Origin of the sequence: Enterobacter quasihormaechei, assembly GCF_004331385.1 — a bacterium.
GTDB lineage: Bacteria > Pseudomonadota > Gammaproteobacteria > Enterobacterales > Enterobacteriaceae > Enterobacter > Enterobacter quasihormaechei.
Genome location: NZ_SJON01000002.1, coordinates 421,992 through 438,810 on the forward strand (window position 1 = coordinate 421,992; position 16,819 = coordinate 438,810).

General features: G+C 53.1%; 15 protein-coding genes and 1 tRNA gene. 10 read left to right on the forward strand and 6 right to left on the reverse strand.

Annotated features, from left to right (window positions below):
- Positions 1–21: 21 nt before the first annotated feature.
- The 3 genes from rpsU (at position 22) to rpoD (ending at position 4,096) form a co-directional block, all read left to right on the forward strand.
- Positions 22–237 carry a 30S ribosomal protein S21 gene (gene rpsU, locus E0L16_RS04635; protein WP_001144069.1) on the forward strand — a complete coding sequence of 72 codons (216 nt, stop codon included), beginning with the start codon at positions 22–24 and terminating at the stop codon, positions 235–237.
- 115 nt (positions 238–352) lie between these two features.
- Positions 353–2,098, forward strand: a complete 1,746-nt coding sequence (gene dnaG, locus E0L16_RS04640; RefSeq protein ID WP_063867680.1) for a DNA primase — start codon at positions 353–355, stop codon at positions 2,096–2,098.
- A 153-nt stretch (positions 2,099–2,251) separates the two neighbouring features.
- Positions 2,252–4,096: an RNA polymerase sigma factor RpoD gene (rpoD, locus tag E0L16_RS04645; protein ID WP_006812010.1), complete on the forward strand. Its 1,845-nt coding sequence runs from the start codon at positions 2,252–2,254 to the stop codon at positions 4,094–4,096.
- 90 nt (positions 4,097–4,186) lie between these two features.
- Here the strand turns inward: rpoD and mug are convergent, their stop codons facing one another.
- Positions 4,187–4,693, reverse strand: coding sequence for a G/U mismatch-specific DNA glycosylase (gene mug / locus E0L16_RS04650; RefSeq protein ID WP_063451124.1), 507 nt, complete (start codon positions 4,691–4,693; stop codon positions 4,187–4,189).
- Between the two features lie 124 nt (positions 4,694–4,817).
- On the opposite strand from mug, the gene E0L16_RS04655 reads away from it, so the two are divergent.
- Positions 4,818–4,893: transfer RNA gene (locus E0L16_RS04655), tRNA-Ile, on the forward strand.
- A 373-nt stretch (positions 4,894–5,266) separates the two neighbouring features.
- Here E0L16_RS04655 and E0L16_RS04660 read toward each other — a convergent pair.
- A complete protein-coding gene (locus tag E0L16_RS04660; protein WP_131636415.1) occupies positions 5,267–5,731 on the reverse strand; it encodes a hypothetical protein in 465 nt (154 codons plus the stop codon).
- A complete protein-coding gene (locus E0L16_RS04665) occupies positions 5,709–6,101 on the reverse strand; it encodes a polymorphic toxin type 44 domain-containing protein (protein ID WP_131636416.1) in 393 nt (130 codons plus the stop codon). Before E0L16_RS04665 ends, E0L16_RS04660 begins: the two co-directional genes overlap by 23 nt.
- A 206-nt stretch (positions 6,102–6,307) precedes the next feature.
- On the opposite strand from E0L16_RS04665, the gene E0L16_RS04670 reads away from it, so the two are divergent.
- On the forward strand, positions 6,308–6,814 hold the full coding sequence (locus tag E0L16_RS04670) for an Hcp family type VI secretion system effector (RefSeq protein WP_131636417.1): 507 nt from the start codon (positions 6,308–6,310) through the stop codon (positions 6,812–6,814).
- A gap of 390 nt (positions 6,815–7,204) precedes the next feature.
- Positions 7,205–8,374, forward strand: coding sequence for a coiled-coil domain-containing protein (locus E0L16_RS04675; protein WP_131636418.1), 1,170 nt, complete (start codon positions 7,205–7,207; stop codon positions 8,372–8,374).
- On the opposite strand, the gene E0L16_RS04680 is transcribed toward E0L16_RS04675, so the two are convergent.
- On the reverse strand, positions 8,375–9,139 hold the full coding sequence (locus tag E0L16_RS04680; protein WP_107533892.1) for a siderophore-interacting protein: 765 nt from the start codon (positions 9,137–9,139) through the stop codon (positions 8,375–8,377).
- A gap of 145 nt (positions 9,140–9,284) precedes the next feature.
- Between E0L16_RS04680 and E0L16_RS04685 the strand changes: the two genes are divergently transcribed.
- Positions 9,285–9,779 (forward strand): PadR family transcriptional regulator, encoded by a 495-nt coding sequence (locus tag E0L16_RS04685; RefSeq protein WP_131636419.1) that lies wholly within the window; start codon positions 9,285–9,287, stop codon positions 9,777–9,779.
- Here E0L16_RS04685 and E0L16_RS04690 read toward each other — a convergent pair.
- Complete coding sequence (locus E0L16_RS04690; protein WP_107533894.1) at positions 9,776–11,335, reverse strand: methyl-accepting chemotaxis protein; 1,560 nt, start codon at positions 11,333–11,335, stop codon at positions 9,776–9,778. The two genes, E0L16_RS04685 and E0L16_RS04690, sit on opposite strands and share 4 nt — an antisense overlap.
- Before the next feature lie 240 nt (positions 11,336–11,575).
- A complete protein-coding gene (locus E0L16_RS04695; RefSeq protein WP_131636420.1) occupies positions 11,576–13,096 on the reverse strand; it encodes a methyl-accepting chemotaxis protein in 1,521 nt (506 codons plus the stop codon).
- Between the two features lie 422 nt (positions 13,097–13,518).
- Here E0L16_RS04695 and ygjG point away from each other — a divergent pair, with 422 nt between their 5' ends.
- The 3 genes from ygjG (at position 13,519) to E0L16_RS04710 (ending at position 16,787) form a co-directional block, all read left to right on the forward strand.
- A complete protein-coding gene (ygjG, locus tag E0L16_RS04700; protein ID WP_185860329.1) occupies positions 13,519–14,898 on the forward strand; it encodes a putrescine aminotransferase in 1,380 nt (459 codons plus the stop codon).
- A 485-nt stretch (positions 14,899–15,383) separates the two neighbouring features.
- Positions 15,384–15,926 carry a fimbrial protein BcfA gene (locus E0L16_RS04705; protein ID WP_107533897.1) on the forward strand — a complete coding sequence of 181 codons (543 nt, stop codon included), beginning with the start codon at positions 15,384–15,386 and terminating at the stop codon, positions 15,924–15,926.
- Positions 15,927–16,079: 153 nt separating this feature from the next.
- Positions 16,080–16,787 carry a fimbria/pilus periplasmic chaperone gene (locus tag E0L16_RS04710; RefSeq protein ID WP_131636421.1) on the forward strand — a complete coding sequence of 236 codons (708 nt, stop codon included), beginning with the start codon at positions 16,080–16,082 and terminating at the stop codon, positions 16,785–16,787.
- Positions 16,788–16,819 lie beyond the last annotated feature (32 nt).

Sequence of the window (16,819 nt, forward strand, 5' to 3'; positions counted from 1 at the left end):
TTTATTAAAGGTGAGAGTTACATGCCGGTAATTAAAGTACGTGAAAACGAGCCGTTCGACGTAGCACTGCGTCGCTTCAAACGTTCATGCGAGAAAGCAGGTGTTCTGGCTGAAGTTCGTCGTCGTGAGTTTTATGAAAAACCAACGACCGAACGTAAGCGCGCTAAAGCTTCCGCTGTGAAACGTCACGCGAAGAAACTGGCTCGCGAAAACGCACGCCGTACTCGTCTGTACTAATCTGTTGAGGGCCAACGCCCTTAATTGACAGACAGAGTTGTAGTCGTAAGGCCGTGCTTCCGGAAGGAATGCGCGGCTTGTTTTCGTTTATAAGTCGCTTAAATTTTTGGGGCATATGGCCGGAAGAATCCCACGCGTTTTCATCAATGACCTGCTTGCCAGAACCGACATCGTCGATCTCATCGACGCGCGGGTGAAGCTAAAAAAGCAGGGCAAGAACTACCATGCGTGCTGTCCGTTCCATAACGAAAAAACCCCCTCTTTCACCGTAAACGGTGAAAAGCAGTTCTACCATTGCTTCGGCTGTGGCGCACACGGTAATGCCGTCGATTTTTTGATGAACTACGACAAGCTCGAGTTCGTTGAAACCGTCGAAGAGCTGGCGGCGATGCATAACCTTGAAGTGCCGTATGAAGCGGGCAGTGGGCCAAGTCAGATCGAGCGCCATCAGCGGCAAACGCTGTATCAACTGATGGATGGCCTGAATTCGTTTTATCAACAGTCTCTTAAGCACTCTGCGGCTGAGCCTGCGCGTCAGTATCTGAACAAGCGCGGACTGAGCGACGATGTGATTGCGCGTTTCGCTATTGGTTACGCCCCGCCCGGCTGGGACAACGTGTTAAAGCGTTTTGGCGGCAATAGCGAAGATCGTAAATCCCTCATCGACGCAGGCATGCTGGTCACCAACGACCAGGGACGAAGCTACGACCGCTTCCGTGAACGGGTGATGTTCCCGATCCGCGACAAGCGTGGCCGGGTAATCGGTTTTGGTGGTCGCGTGCTGGGTGATGCCCTGCCGAAATACCTCAACTCCCCGGAAACCGATATTTTCCATAAGGGCCGCCAGCTGTACGGTCTTTATGAAGCGCAGCAGGAAAATGCGGAACCTCCGCGGCTTCTGGTCGTCGAAGGTTATATGGACGTCGTTGCGCTGGCGCAGTACGACATTAACTATGCCGTTGCGTCACTGGGTACGTCCACTACGGCGGACCATATCCAGCTGTTGTTTCGCGTCACCAACAACGTGATTTGCTGCTACGACGGTGACCGCGCGGGGCGCGACGCGGCCTGGCGCGCGCTGGAAACCGCGCTGCCGTACATGACCGACGGACGTCAGTTACGCTTTATGTTCCTGCCCGACGGTGAAGACCCGGATACGCTGGTGCGTAAAGAGGGCAAAGCGGCATTTGAAGCACGGATGGAGCAGGCACAGCCGCTCTCCACGTTTCTGTTTAACAGCCTGATGCCGCAGGTGGATTTGAGTACCCCGGACGGGCGCGCGCGGCTCAGTACGCTGGCGCTGCCGTTAATCAGCCAGGTGCCCGGCGAAACGCTGCGCATCTATCTGCGACAGGAGCTAGGCAACAAGCTCGGCATACTGGACGACAGCCAGCTTGAACGTTTAATGCCAAAGCAGGCTGAAAACGGTACGGCACGTCCGGCGCCTCAGCTAAAACGCACAACCATGCGTATACTGATAGGGTTACTGGTGCAAAACCCCGAACTTGCTCCGCAAGTGCCGTCGCTGGCGGGTTTGAACCACGAAAAATTGCCCGGACTTGGCTTATTTTCAGAATTGGTCAACACTTGTTTGTCTCAGCCAGGTCTGACCACCGGACAACTTTTAGAGCATTATCGCGGCACAAAAGAGGCCGCTACCCTTGAAAAACTGTCGATGTGGGACGATATAGCAGATAAGGATATCGCAGAAAAAACGTTCACCGACTCACTCAACCATATGTTTGATTCGATGCTTGAGCTGCGCCAGGAAGAGTTGATAGCTCGCGAGCGCACCCATGGCTTAAGCAGCGAAGAACGCCGGGAGCTCTGGATGATTAACCAGGAACTGGCGAAGAAATAAAAAATTTAACGGCTTAAGTGCCGAATATCGATCGGGAAGCCCCCGGCAGCCGCACTGAGAGGCAGCGGCAAAAATATAAGTACGCCCTCGCTTTAAAGGTTGGCAGCCTCATCGCCGACACCAATCAAACGAATTAAGTGTGGATACCGTCTTATGGAGCAAAACCCGCAGTCACAGCTGAAACTTCTTGTCCAACGCGGTAAGGAGCAAGGCTATCTGACCTATGCCGAGGTCAATGACCATCTGCCGGAAGATATCGTCGATTCAGATCAGATCGAAGATATCATCCAAATGATCAATGACATGGGCATTCAGGTGATGGAAGAAGCACCGGATGCCGATGATCTGTTGCTGGCTGAAACCTCCAACAACACTGACGAAGATGCGGAAGAAGCTGCTGCACAGGTCCTGTCCAGCGTGGAATCTGAAATCGGGCGTACCACTGACCCGGTCCGCATGTACATGCGCGAAATGGGTACCGTTGAACTGTTGACCCGCGAAGGCGAAATTGACATCGCAAAACGCATCGAAGACGGGATCAACCAGGTTCAGTGCTCTGTTGCCGAATACCCGGAAGCGATTACCTATCTGCTGGAGCAGTACGATCGCGTTGAAGCGGAAGAAGCGCGTCTGTCCGATCTGATCACTGGCTTTGTCGACCCGAACGCTGAAGAAGATATGGCGCCAACCGCCACTCACGTCGGTTCTGAGCTGTCTCAGGAAGAGATGGATGACGACGAAGACGAAGATGAAGAAGAAGACGACGACAGCAGCGACGACGACAACAGCATCGACCCGGAACTGGCGCGCGAGAAGTTTGCCGAGCTGCGTACCCAGTACGAAGTGACGCGTGACACCATCAAAGCGAAAGGCCGCAGCCATGCCGCCGCTCAGGAAGAGATCCTGAAACTGTCTGAAGTGTTCAAACAGTTCCGCCTGGTGCCAAAACAGTTCGACTACCTGGTAAACAGCATGCGCGTGATGATGGATCGCGTACGTACCCAGGAACGCATCATCATGAAGCTGTGCGTTGAACAGTGCAAAATGCCGAAGAAGAACTTCATTACCCTCTTCACCGGCAATGAAACCAGCGAAACCTGGTTCAACGCCGCTATCGCGATGAACAAGCCGTGGTCTGAAAAGCTGCACGACGTGAAAGAAGACGTCCAGCGCGGCCTGCAAAAGCTGCATCAGATTGAAGAAGAGACCGGCCTGACCATCGAGCAGGTGAAAGACATCAACCGTCGTATGTCCATCGGTGAAGCGAAAGCCCGCCGTGCGAAGAAAGAGATGGTTGAAGCGAACTTACGTCTGGTTATCTCTATCGCCAAGAAATACACCAACCGTGGTCTGCAATTCCTGGATCTGATTCAGGAAGGCAACATCGGTCTGATGAAAGCGGTAGACAAGTTTGAATACCGTCGTGGTTACAAGTTCTCCACCTATGCTACCTGGTGGATCCGTCAGGCGATCACCCGCTCTATCGCAGACCAGGCGCGCACCATCCGTATTCCGGTGCATATGATTGAGACCATCAACAAACTCAACCGTATTTCTCGCCAGATGTTGCAGGAGATGGGCCGCGAGCCGACGCCGGAAGAGCTGGCTGAACGCATGCTGATGCCGGAAGACAAGATCCGTAAAGTGCTGAAAATCGCTAAAGAGCCTATCTCCATGGAAACACCAATCGGTGACGATGAAGATTCGCATCTGGGTGATTTCATCGAGGATACCACCCTCGAGCTGCCGCTGGACTCGGCCACCACCGAGAGCCTGCGTGCCGCCACGCACGACGTTCTGGCTGGCCTGACCGCCCGTGAAGCCAAAGTGCTGCGTATGCGTTTCGGTATCGATATGAACACCGACCATACGCTGGAAGAAGTGGGTAAACAGTTCGACGTGACCCGCGAACGTATCCGTCAGATCGAAGCGAAGGCGCTGCGTAAGCTGCGTCACCCAAGCCGCTCTGAAGTGCTGCGTAGCTTCCTGGACGACTAACCCAGGTAAACAGCAAAAAGCTCCCAATCGGGAGCTTTTTTTTTGTTTATTCCCTCTCCCTGTGGGTGAGGGCCTCAGGCCGCAGAGGATCTAAAGCCCCCGCACCATCAGCGCCTCATCAAGTTCCCGGTATGCCTCCACCAGCTTATCCAGCGTCGCCCTGTTCAGCCCGCTCGGATTCGGCAGCACCCACACCTGCGTTACGCCAATAGTAATGTTTTGCTTACCCCACTGAGCACCGCGCTGGCTGAACGCCTGCTCGTAGGCCTGCTTGCCGAGGATCGCCAGCGCCGCGGGCTGATAGTCTTCAATCTTCTTCACCAGTTCCCGCCCGCCAGTGCGCAGCTCATGCAGATTCACTTCGCTTGCCTGCACCGTGGGACGCTCGACCAGCATGGTGATACCGCAGCGCGTATCCAGCAGCTGCTGCTCTTCTTCCGGCTTAAGCTGTTTTTCGGTAAAACCGGCCTGATGGATCACTTTCCAGAAGCGATTTCCCGGATGAGCAAAGTGAAAACCGGTGTGCGCCGATGACTTGCCCGGATTGATACCGCAGAACACCACCCGCAGGCCAGGGGCCAGAATATCGTTGATCATCTCTACTCCTGTTTATGCATCATAAGATAAGTATAAAGGATTGATTATGCATTGTTTATAAAAACAGCAGGCAGGTGTGAATGGCTGGATTGCTGAGGGGAGTTACTTTATAATTCACCGCCACGGCCCCTTAGCTCAGTGGTTAGAGCAGGCGACTCATAATCGCTTGGTCGCTGGTTCAAGTCCAGCAGGGGCCACCAAATTTTAGCTTTAGAATCATCCAGTTAAGCCACTCCCGCGAGTGGCTTTTTTGTTACTTAATGCATGGGTGAGGCAAAAGTGTCGCACAAAAGTAAGAGTGCTCCCTCCCCTCAAGATTATGACAAGCCCTCTCCACATAACTACTACGCCAAAAAGTTGCTTTCCGTAGACTTTTGACTTTAAATTCCCGCGACAAATGAAAGGGAAAGATAAGTAATGGATAAACAAGCCAGATCAACTCATTTACGTGAATGCTTACGTCAGGAAGTAATCCGTAATGCCGAAAGCCTTTCCGAGATTACGCCGTGAAAAATTACACGCGGCTCACCGGGTCATTGACCCGACCGCAAGGGATTCTAAATAAATATTTAACTATCGACTAAATTTCCCCTTGTCCCAGCTCTCGCCGCGGGCCGTTAAGTCGATTGACGGCGCGGCCGCTATTCCCTCAGCATCATAAAAAAATGCGGACGTTGTAAAGCTGTACACGGTGCCGTAAACAGTAAATGAGATGTTGTTGCCTATGCCGTCAACTTTCGCGCGGGCGGTATTCGCTGTAAGCGTGGGCGCGATATGTTGTTTTTCGAGAGCCACCAGCGGATCACCGTCAATCTTGCTCGCTAAAAAATAACGATACACTTCCCCCGTGGTCATGTTCGAACCGTCATACTCAGTAATGTATAACCAGGTCCGGGGTGTGAGCTGGCGAACTTCATATAGCCGATCACTAACAGTTAAACGCTGTATATGTTGGAAATAACAGTACCCCGCGACCGCCAGGGCCATAAGAATAGTGGCGATCCAGTGCAGCGTCCTAAAAGTGATGCTGTTTAACATAGTCGATGCCTTGCTTTATCCAAAATTGGTCAATCGGATCATCACCAAACGGCGGAGCCCCCGTGAAATTACCCCACTCGGGTCTTGATGTGCCGGCTTTCCACTGCGCCGCGCCGGCAGCAATAAGCAAAATCTTTGCAGGGATGCACGCTGCATAACCCACAGCGCCGTAATGGAAATTCCCGAAGTCAGCATAAGCCCGTTTTTGTTGTTTGTAATCCCACGGCCCGCCATTCCTTACTCGCTCATAAAACCATGTATACGTAAGCGGGGCGGCCATATCCTGGACTTCGTGACGCGCCCGCGCGAGCCTTATGTGTTCGCGCAATACCTCCAGCCCGCGGGGTGGATAAATCGGTATACATGCCATCGTTATTCCTTTCTGCCAGGCAAAAAGGGCAACATAAGAGCAATAATGCTAACGCGTACTGCTTAGGATCAATTTATTAATTTTATTTGCAATATCAATAAGTAACGAAATTAAATAACACTAACTTATAACACAATTTGTATCACCTGCGATCCGTTTTTAGCCGTTAATGAGGGTTTACCCTCAACGGAAATGGAGTTTTCAAAATGGCTATTCCTGCTTATCTATGGCTTAAGGATGATGGTGGCAACCCGATTAAGGGATCTGTGGATGTTCAAAATAGAGAAGGTAGTATAGAGATCCTCTCTTTTAGTCACGGCTTGTTAGTTCCGACCGATAACAACACCGGCAAGATCACCGGTACGCGCTTACATGCGCCGCTCGTAATTGAAAAGGAGTTTGATAGCTCCAGCCCGTATCTCTACAAAGCGGTAGCCACCGGCCAAACGCTGAAAAGCGCAGAGATCAAGTGGTATAAGATCAACGATGCGGGCCAGGAGGTTGAATATTTCAATATGCTGCTTGAAAACGTCCGGGTAGTCAGCATTAACCCCGTCATGCATAACTGTAAAGAGCCAGCGTTACAGATACACAATCATAATGAGGGAATACAGCTCCGCTATGAGCGGATCACCTGGAAGTATTGCGATGGGAACGTCCAATACTCGGACGCGTGGAACGAGCGGGTTACAGCGTACAATAAGGGCGGTTAATCCGCCCAATATTGTTTTTAGAGCCAATCCTTTCGCCCCCTGGGTCTGCCAGCACGTAGCCTCCCCTCGATGGCAATACCCCGCGCGATCTCCCAATGCTGTTAAGCATTCTCTGGCAGTTATTGCGGCGTACCGCTGCCGCTGCGCGCCTCCGAAGCCCCAAATTTTGGAGTTTCTCGGCTCCCGCATTCAAAAGTGAATTCTAAGGCCACGTATAACTTTGCGTTCATCGTTCCAGAAGGAAGGTTCCATCACCCTCACTCCCTCACAATCCCTAAAAACTAAAGAAATCCTCCATCGCGCCGATCATCATCCGTGTGTATTATTTCCTGTAGCGTTGACCACAACCACCCTTAACTCAAATACTTAAGCGCCAGAGCGAAAGGCATCATGAGCACACCGATCAAACGGCTAGAAATCATTAAAAATGCCATTGAGCTGGAAGATGACGACATCATCCAGAGCCAGCTGAAACGCCTCAAAGATGAAGCCTTTGACGATGATCTCCTGTCCATCGTCGCGGCGCTTGAGCAGCAAAACTACACCGCTGCCATCCGTGCTATCACCGCCTGGCTGCAAAGCCAGCGTGCCGTTGCCCCGTGGCGCGATCCGCAGCTGGCGGCCAGCAAGCTGGAGCTAAAAGCCCTGGAGGAGCGCCTGCGTGACCTGATTGACCGCCGTAACGCCCGGGTGCAGCAGCTTGATGAGTTCAACGATCTCTATTTTTCGCGCCTCGGGCCGCTGATGCAGCAGATCCTCGTCCTGCGTAAAACGCTGGCGGAGCTGAACCTGCGTCGTCAGCAGGCGGAGGCGCGTCGCCGGGAAGAGGATTACCGCCGCTGCCAGCGCTATATGGCGCAGGCCGTGGAGGTTCTGTCGACGCTCACCCAGCGCTGGCAAGAACTGCCTGCGGATTCCGTTCAGGCGGCAGAGGCGCGCAAGCATCTTCAGCAGCAAAGTCATCTTATTGCCACCCTGTTGGCCGAAGCGCAGGAGCTGGAGACCGGACTAACGCGTGAAGAAGAGCCGGCGCGTCAGGCGCGCGATGAGGCCAATGAAGAGTACAGGAAGTATCGCGAACAGCATCATGATGCCGAAGTGCGCCTGCGTAAAGGCAAGGCTCTTTCTGAAGAGGATCGGAACGAACTGAAGCGGCTCTGGCGCCAGGCGAGCAAGCTATGCCACCCGGATCTGGTTGCCGATGACTTAAAAGAAGAAGCCAACCGGATGATGGTGCAACTCAACCAGGCCAAACAGCGCGGCGACGTGAAGGCCATACGCTCGCTGGTCGCCCGTCTGCAACACGGGTTCGAACCGATGATGGCGAGCGACAGGTTGAACGACCTGGAACGTATTCGTAAAAAGATGGCGCAGGTGCGTGAGCAAATCGACGCCCTGGTGAGCGAACTGGCAGAGCTGGAGAAGGAAGAGTCCTGGCTGCTCGTCTCGTCGCTCAGCAATATGGAAGCCTACTTTGCCCAGCAGGAGAAAGCGCTGAAAGAGGTATGCGCCTCGCTCGAACATCAGGTGAGCGAAGCGCAACTGGATCCCGCCGCCTGACTATTTTGCGTGCCAGTACGCGCTGGCACGCACCAGCTGCGGGTCAATCGCATCGGTTTCAAACTGACGGCTCAGGCTTTTCACCACCTTTCCCTCTCCGGTCAGCCAGATAAAGTAATCCTCTTCCGGCACGGTCAGCGCGGCCAGATGCTCCGCCACCGCCTGCTCGCTGTGGCCGATAACCCACGTGATGTTGAACTCGCTCAGGTGCGCCAGGTAGTCTTTATACGACGCATCGCCCACGGTGACGATGGCGTGGATCGCCGGGCGAACCGGCAGTTTTGCGATACCTTCCAGACGGCGGCGCAGCGCGGGCATGCCCGACTCGTCGCACACGTACAGCTGCCAGGCATAATCTTCCGGCACCACCAGCGAACCGCGCGGACCGCCGATGGTCAGCTTGTCGCCCGCCTTCGCCTCTACCGCCCAGTTGCTGGCAATGCCGCCATCATGAACGAAGAAATCGAGCACCAACTCATTTTTTTCGTCATTGTACAGCGGAGTGTAGTCACGCGCCTGCGGACGCACGCCGTCACCCCAATTAATGCCTTCATCGGTGACGACAGGCGGCACGAAGGTCGTGCCCGGTGCCGGGAAAAAGACTTTGGTATGGTCGTCAAAGCCGCGAGAGCTAAAGCCCTCCAGCGCCTCGCCGCCTAACACAATGCGCTGAAATCCTGGGCTGACGCGCCCGGCGCGGAGCACGTTCAGCTCGCGAAAACGCAGGTCGTTGCGGACACGTTGAGGGTAACGGGTAGATGCCATGGTGATGCCCTTCTCAGGTGAATACGATATATCGGAATGAATTTTTAATGATAATGATTGCTATTAACCAAGAAATCAAGATTTTTTAGATTGCATCTGAATATATCTAAGATATAGTTTAGCTATATCAAATTGAGGAAAAAACATGCGACACGAACACGACGGCGGTGGACGCCGGCCACGATTTTTTGGCCATGGCGATTTACGGCTGGTGATCCTGGACATCCTGACGCGCAGCGCGAGCCACGGTTACGAGCTGATTAAGGAGATCGAGAACCTGACGCAGGGTCATTACACGCCAAGCCCCGGGGTGATTTACCCGACGCTGGATTATTTGCAGGATCAGGCGCTGATCGCCATTACCGAAGAAGAGAATGGCCGTAAGCGGATCGCGATTAACGCCGCCGGAGAGCAGTGGCTGGAAGCTAACCGGGAACAGCTGGAGCAGATCCAGACGCGTATCAAGGCGCGTTCCGTCGGGTTCCAGCTGCGCAAGAACCCGCAGATGAAGCGGGCTTTAGATAACTTCAAAGCGGTCCTGGATCTGAAGGTGAACCAGGGAGAGCTCAGCGACGCGCAGCTCAAACAGATTATCGGCGTGATTGACCGCGCGGCGCTGGAGATATCCCAGCTGGATTAAGCCAGCACACCGTCGCTCACGCGGAACACGCGCACCAGCTCTTTCAGGTGCATCGCCTGTTCGTTCAGGGATGCCGCCGCCGCAACAGACTCCTCCACCAGCGCGGAGTTCTGCTGGGTGGTGGCGTCTATCAGGCCAATCGCGCTGTTGATCTGCGAGATGCCTTCCGTCTGCTCGTGGCTGGCCTGGCGGATTTCACGCAGGATAACGTCCATCTCCTCCACGTTACCGACCATCCCGTTGATAAGCCCGCTGGCTTTCTCCACAAGGTTCATGCCGTCCTGAGTCTGGCTTGTCGAACTTTCGATCAGCTGGCGGATCTCACTTGCGGATGTCGCACTCTTCTGCGCGAGCTGGCGCACTTCGCCCGCCACCACCGCAAAGCCACGGCCATGCTCACCCGCCCGGGCCGCTTCGACCGCCGCATTCAGCGCCAGAATGTTCGTCTGGAAGGCAATGGCATCGATCAGGTCGATAATGTCGGACATCCGGTTCGATGTTTCGTTAATCAGGCGCATTTTGCTGGTAACCTGCTTCATCATCTCCCCGTTGTTTTTCACCACCGCAGCCGCATCGGCAGACAGGTTGGTCGCTTCCCCGGTGTGCGAGGCGGTATTCTTCACCGTGGCGGTGATCTGCTCCATCGACGCCGCCGTCTGTTCAACAGAACTGGCCTGCTCCTCCGTGCGCGCGGCCAGATCCTGATTGCCGGCGACAATCTGCGCGGCGGCGCTGGAGATGTTTTCCGACCCGGTCTGCACCTGCTGCACAATCTCCAGCAGGCGCGTTTTCATCTCCATCAGTGCGGTAAGAAGCAGTCCGGTTTCATCTTTACCGTGCGAGGTAATGCTGCGCGTCAGATCGCCATCGGCAATGGCTTGTGCAAAATTCACCGCGTCGTTCAGCGGTCGGGTAATGGATCGCACAATGAGCCAGCCAATCAGGCTGGCTGCCACGACGCTGAACAGCGTAATCACGATCAGCAGGAGACGATTGGTGCGGAAATCGCCTTCCACCTGCACGCCCGCGCTCTGCATTGCCCGGTCCTGGATCGCAATCAGCGCCTGCACTTTCGCTTTGTAGGACTGTTGCAGGTTCAGGGTGTTGGTCATCATCTCGTTTATCGCAGCCGCACGGTCGTTATTCTGCACGGCCTGCAAAATGCGATAGCGTGAGTCGAGATATTGCTGACGTACGCCGCGGATATCCGCCAGCGCCTGTTGAGATTTCTTATCCTTGAGAGCGTTGTCCAGCTCGCTCAGGATTGCGGTGATGCGCTCGCTGATCGCCTTCAGGCGCTGCTCTGACTGCGTCGTGTAGGTCCCCTGTTCGTCCAGCAGCATAAGCTGCTGTGTGCTTATAAATTCCTGGAAGTTGTCGATTAGCTGGTTCGCTTTAACCGTGGTTGGATAGTCGCTGGTAAGGATGGTTTGCATTCCATTGTTTGCCCGATTCAGGCTCATCAGAGACAAACTTGCGCTGACGACCATCAGGACAATAAATAATCCAAACGCCAGAAATAATTTCGTGCCGATCTTTACGTCATGTATGAACATATTTACCCCATCGATGTGATTATTTCTCAGACGATCGCTGTTATCGGAAGAAAACTTGCTAACTTTATGACTTTGATCGTTTTTTTCTTTTTCAGTCGTAGGGAAGTCGGGGCGCAAGAATTAAAAATCGGCAGGTTTTTTTAGTTACTTAATATTTCATTAACAACATAACTTATACTGAAAAACAAAAAAGCCGTTTACCCCCGGGGGAATAAACGGCTTTTTCGAAGCAGGCATTTCTTAATGCAGCACGGTAACCGCATCTTCAAGGCGTCCGGCCCGATGCTTAACCATCGCGGAAATCTGTGCGCTCTCTTCGACCAGGTCCGCATTTTTCTGCGTAATGCTGTCCAGCTCCGCCACGGCACGCGTCAGCTCGGTCAATCCCGTGGCCTGTTCGGAGGTGGAATGGCTGATCTGCGCGATAAGCTGCGTGACGTTTTTCACCTGCTCGACAATATCATCCATCGTACGACCCGCAGCGTGTACCTGACTGGCGCCGGACTGCACTTTGCTGGCGCTGGCGTCGATCAGCTTGCGAATATCGTTCGCCGCATTGGCGCTGCGGCTGGCAAGATGGCGCACTTCGCCAGCCACCACCGCAAAGCCTTTCCCCTGCTCGCCCGCGCGGGCCGCCTCAACCGCAGCGTTCAGCGCCAGAATATTGGTCTGGAAGGCGATATCGTTGATAAGAGACGTAATTGAGCCAATGCGCTGGGTACTGTCGGCAATGTCATCCATGGTTTTCACCACGGTCTGCATCACGGTGCCTCCCTGCGTGGCCGCGCTGCTGGCGGCCATCGACAGCTTGTCGGCTTCGGCTGCGGTCTCAGAGTTGCTCTGCACCGACGCCGCCATCTGGTTCATCGTGGCCACGGTCTGCTGCACGTTCGCCACGGTCTGGCGCGTGCGGTCGTTGAGATCTTCATTGCCCTGCGCCAGCCTGTCGCTACCGTCACGCACGCTCACGACCTGGCTGGACACGTCGTTGATCAGCCAGCGGCACATCAGCCCCAGCTGTCCGACGGCCCGCAGCGTCAGGCCCAGCTCGTCGCTGCGGTTAAGATGCTGAACGCTGTTACGCTCTCCGGTGGCGACCTTCAGCGCCTGGCGCGCCACGTTTTCAACCGGGCGGACGATCTGCTGTTCAAACACCAAAGTGCCAAGCAGCATCACCACGGCCGCCGCTACCAGCGACGTCCATCCCGCAGCACTGGCAACCAGCGTTGCGGCCATCACCGCAAACAGTACCGCCATCACGCTACGCACGCGCCAGCGCAGCGGCATCGCCGGTAATTTACCGAGCCAGCCTTTGCGCACCACCAGCCCTTTATGAATGCGTTTTTTGCAGCGTCCTTCGTTGAGCGCCTTGTAAAGCGGCTCCACCGCGGCTATCTCCTCCTCCGTGGCGCGAGTACGAATCGACATATAGCCCGTCTTCTGGCCATTACGCACCATCGGTACCGCATTCGCGCGTACCCAATAGTGATCGCCATTTTTACGTCGGTTTTTGACAATCCCGCTCCAGGGCTCGCCTTTTTGCAGCGTGTACCACATGTCGGCAAAAGCCGCTTTCGGCATATCCGGATGGCGCACGATATTGTGCGGCTGCCCAAGCAGCTCCTGGAGCGTAAAGCCGCTCACCTGCACAAAGGTGTCGTTAGTGTGGGTCATGTAGCTGTGGAGGTCGGTGGTCGACATAAGTGTGGTGTCATCGTCCAGCGGATATTCATTCTGGGTGACATAGTCAGGAGAGGACATAGTGAGCATCCCTTGCAGGTTATTTGAATGTTAATTTTGTGGCTTATGTTTTTTCGGCGATAAAAAATTTATCTTTAGTTGTTAAATATGATTAAGATCGCAAATTCGGGTTAAACCGCACTTTTCGTACGTTTTTCTAATTAATTGATTTAAAATACTTTCGTAATGAAACTACCCACAAAGCATGATCCTGTAATGCACCCTTAAGTCGCATTCCCTGCCCTGGAGCAGTGCAATTGCTGAAACCTCATCACCGGCCCGTTATCCCTTATTCCGTGCGGCGCGCAATGGCATGATTAAATATTGCGCAACTTTGATTTAACCTGGCGTTTATCCCGATTTTCGTTAAGCCCTCTGAGGTGGCGTAATCCCTGCAATACTTACCTCAGTATCATGTGATACGCGATCCCCGGGAGCATATTTTGAACAGGTTACCTTCCAGCGCCTCGGCTCTTGCCTGTACCGCGCACGCACTGAATCTCATTGAAAAGCGAACGCTCGATCATGAGGAGATGAAACAACTTAACCGAGAGGTCATTGATTACTTTAAAGAGCACGTCAATCCTGGTTTTCTGGAGTATCGCAAATCTGTTACCGCCGGCGGGGATTACGGAGCCGTAGAGTGGCAAGCGGGAAGTCTGAATACGCTTGTCGACACCCAGGGACAGGAGTTTATTGATTGCCTGGGTGGCTTTGGTATCTTCAACGTGGGGCACCGTAATCCAGTTGTGGTTTCCGCCGTACAGAATCAACTTGCGAAACAACCTCTCCATAGCCAGGAGCTGCTCGACCCGCTTCGCGCCATGCTCGCGAAAACGCTGGCGGCCTTAACGCCCGGCAAGCTGAAGTACAGCTTCTTTAGCAACAGCGGTACGGAATCGGTCGAAGCGGCAATCAAGCTCGCCAAAGCGTACCAGTCGCCGCGCGGGAAATTCACCTTCATTGCCACCAGCGGCGCGTTCCACGGTAAATCCCTGGGTGCGCTGTCTGCGACTGCTAAATCCACCTTCCGCAAGCCGTTTATGCCGCTGCTGCCGGGCTTCCGCCACGTGCCGTTCGGCGACATTAACGCCATGCGTACCGTGCTGAGCGAATGCCGTAAAACCGGTGACGACGTGGCGGCGGTGATCCTGGAACCGATTCAGGGTGAAGGCGGCGTGATTTTGCCTCCGCAGGGCTATCTGCCCGCCGTGCGTCAGCTGTGCGATGAGTTTGGCGCGCTGCTGATCCTCGACGAAGTCCAGACCGGGATGGGGCGCACGGGCAGGATGTTCGCCTGCGAGCACGAGAACGTCCAGCCGGACATTCTCTGCCTGGCAAAAGCGCTCGGCGGCGGCGTGATGCCGATTGGCGCGACGGTTGCTACCGAGGAGGTGTTCTCCGTGCTGTTCGACAATCCGTTCCTGCACACCACCACCTTTGGCGGTAACCCGCTGGCCTGTGCAGCGGCGCTGGCGACCATCAACGTGCTGCTGGAGCAGAACCTGCCCGCGCAGGCGGAGCAGAAAGGCGATATGCTGCTGGACGGCTTCCGTCAGCTGGGCCGGGAATACCCGGACCTGGTGCAGGAGGCGCGCGGCAAAGGCATGCTGATGGCGATTGAGTTCGTTGATAACGAAATCGGCTACAGCTTCGCGAGCGAGATGTTCCGCCAGCGGGTTCTCGTGGCAGGAACGCTCAACAACTCGAAAACCATTCGCATTGAACCGCCGTTGACGCTCACCATTGAGCAGTGCGAGCAGGTGCTGAAGGCGGCGCGCAAGGCGCTGGCGGCACTGCGGGTAAGAGTAGAAGAAGTATGATTAAATCCCTCCTCATAGGGAGGAGGGATTTATATCCACTCTAATTATATTTCAATTTGTAATTAAACATGGCGTATTGAAAATTACGCTTACATCATTCAAAAGCATAATTCCCGTATAAAAATTAATATTTAAATATTATAAAATGACAGAGTTCAATAACAATACAGAAATATAACCTCCATCAATTGCACCTTACAAAATCAGGCTAAACAGTGCATCAAACATACCCTACCATTCTAAAAAATAATAAATTAACAATTAAAACCCATTTAAGATTTTCTAATCAAAAAAACAACCAGTAATGAATTGATATAATATTCTTAGCCTCATAAAATATTGTTCGGAACATCACAAGAATGTGCAAAACACAGCATAATGTATGATTCTGTATATTCAGTCTTTTTAAGCTGAAGAGTATTGTATTACGTCACCTTCAATTTTGTTTCAACTTGACAGAAAACTGTTTATTAAAAAGGATTTGTATGAAAAAGCATGTTTTAGCAATGGTTGTTGCTGCATCTATGGCAAGCGGCGTGATGATGAACGCACAGGCAGAAACTACCTCAGTCAACGGCGGTACCGTTAACTTCGTCGGTCAGGTTGTTAACGCAGCCTGTTCAGTTGCTGCCGATTCGGTCGACCAGACCGTTATCCTGAGCCAGGTACGTACCGTGAAGCTGACTCAGAGCGGAATGCTGGCGAATCAGAAAGAAGATTTCAACATTAAACTGGAAGATTGCGACAGTACTGTTAGCCAGAATGCAGCGGTTATTTTCAACGCGCAGCAGGATGCCACTCAGCCGAGTGCCATGGCGAACACGGCGGGTGCAGGTTCCGCACAGAACGTAGCTTTGCAGCTGTTTGGACCGGACGGTAAAAACCTCGACCTGGGTGCTACCTCTTCAACAATTGGCCTGATCACTGGTGAAAACATTATCCCATTGAGCGTTGACTACATCGCTACAGGTGCAGCAACCCCAGGTAACGTATCATCTACAGCAACCTTCCAGATGGTTTATTCCTAATCGAAGTTAGATGCTGTCATCCCTCCTTCATACGTCTGTATGAAGGAGGGATTTTTAATATAACTGTCCGTTTTAAATAGATTAAATACATAGGCTTAAACGGTATGTTTTATTCTATGTATTTGATTATGTATTCAATGAAGTGATATATAAATGAAACGAATTAATACTGTATCTTTGATAACAAAGCTGATTACGCATTCTTTTTTATTCGCGGCTACGGTGCTGACCACGGCTCACGCTGGGGGTATAGGTCTGGGCGCAACGCGTATTATTTACCCTCAGGGAGATAAACAGATTTCGTTACCTATTACGAACTCTTCGCAAAGCAATGCTTTCCTGGTGCAATCGTGGGTTGCGAATGCCGATCAATCGAAGTCCCCGGATTTTATTGTTACGCCTCCACTTTTTCTTATGCATCCTAAAAAAGAAAACACCATCAGGATAATGTACGCTGGCCCAGATTTGCCGACTGATAGAGAAAGCGTTTTTTATTTCAACAGCAAAGCCATCCCGGCGGTGGACAAAAGTAAGTTACAAGGAAATACGTTGCAGATTGCGACACAGAGCGTCATTAAGCTTTTTATTCGCCCGAAAAAATTGCCTACGCCGTCAATTGACGCGCCAAAGGCACTGCGCTGCACGGTCAGTAAGGGCAAATTGACCATCAAAAACGCATCGCCCTATTACGTGTCGCTGGTGCAATTCAAAGCGGGAAACGCAAAGTTAACCAATAACATGGTTCCGCCAATGAACAGCCTGGTCGTTGATCTTCCTGCCGGTAGTGGGAGCCAGGTGACGTTCCAGACAGTTAACGATTTCGGTGCTACCACCCCTGTTCAGACATGCCCTGGAGCATAACTTTCCCGGAAAATACCGAACATAGCGCGTCG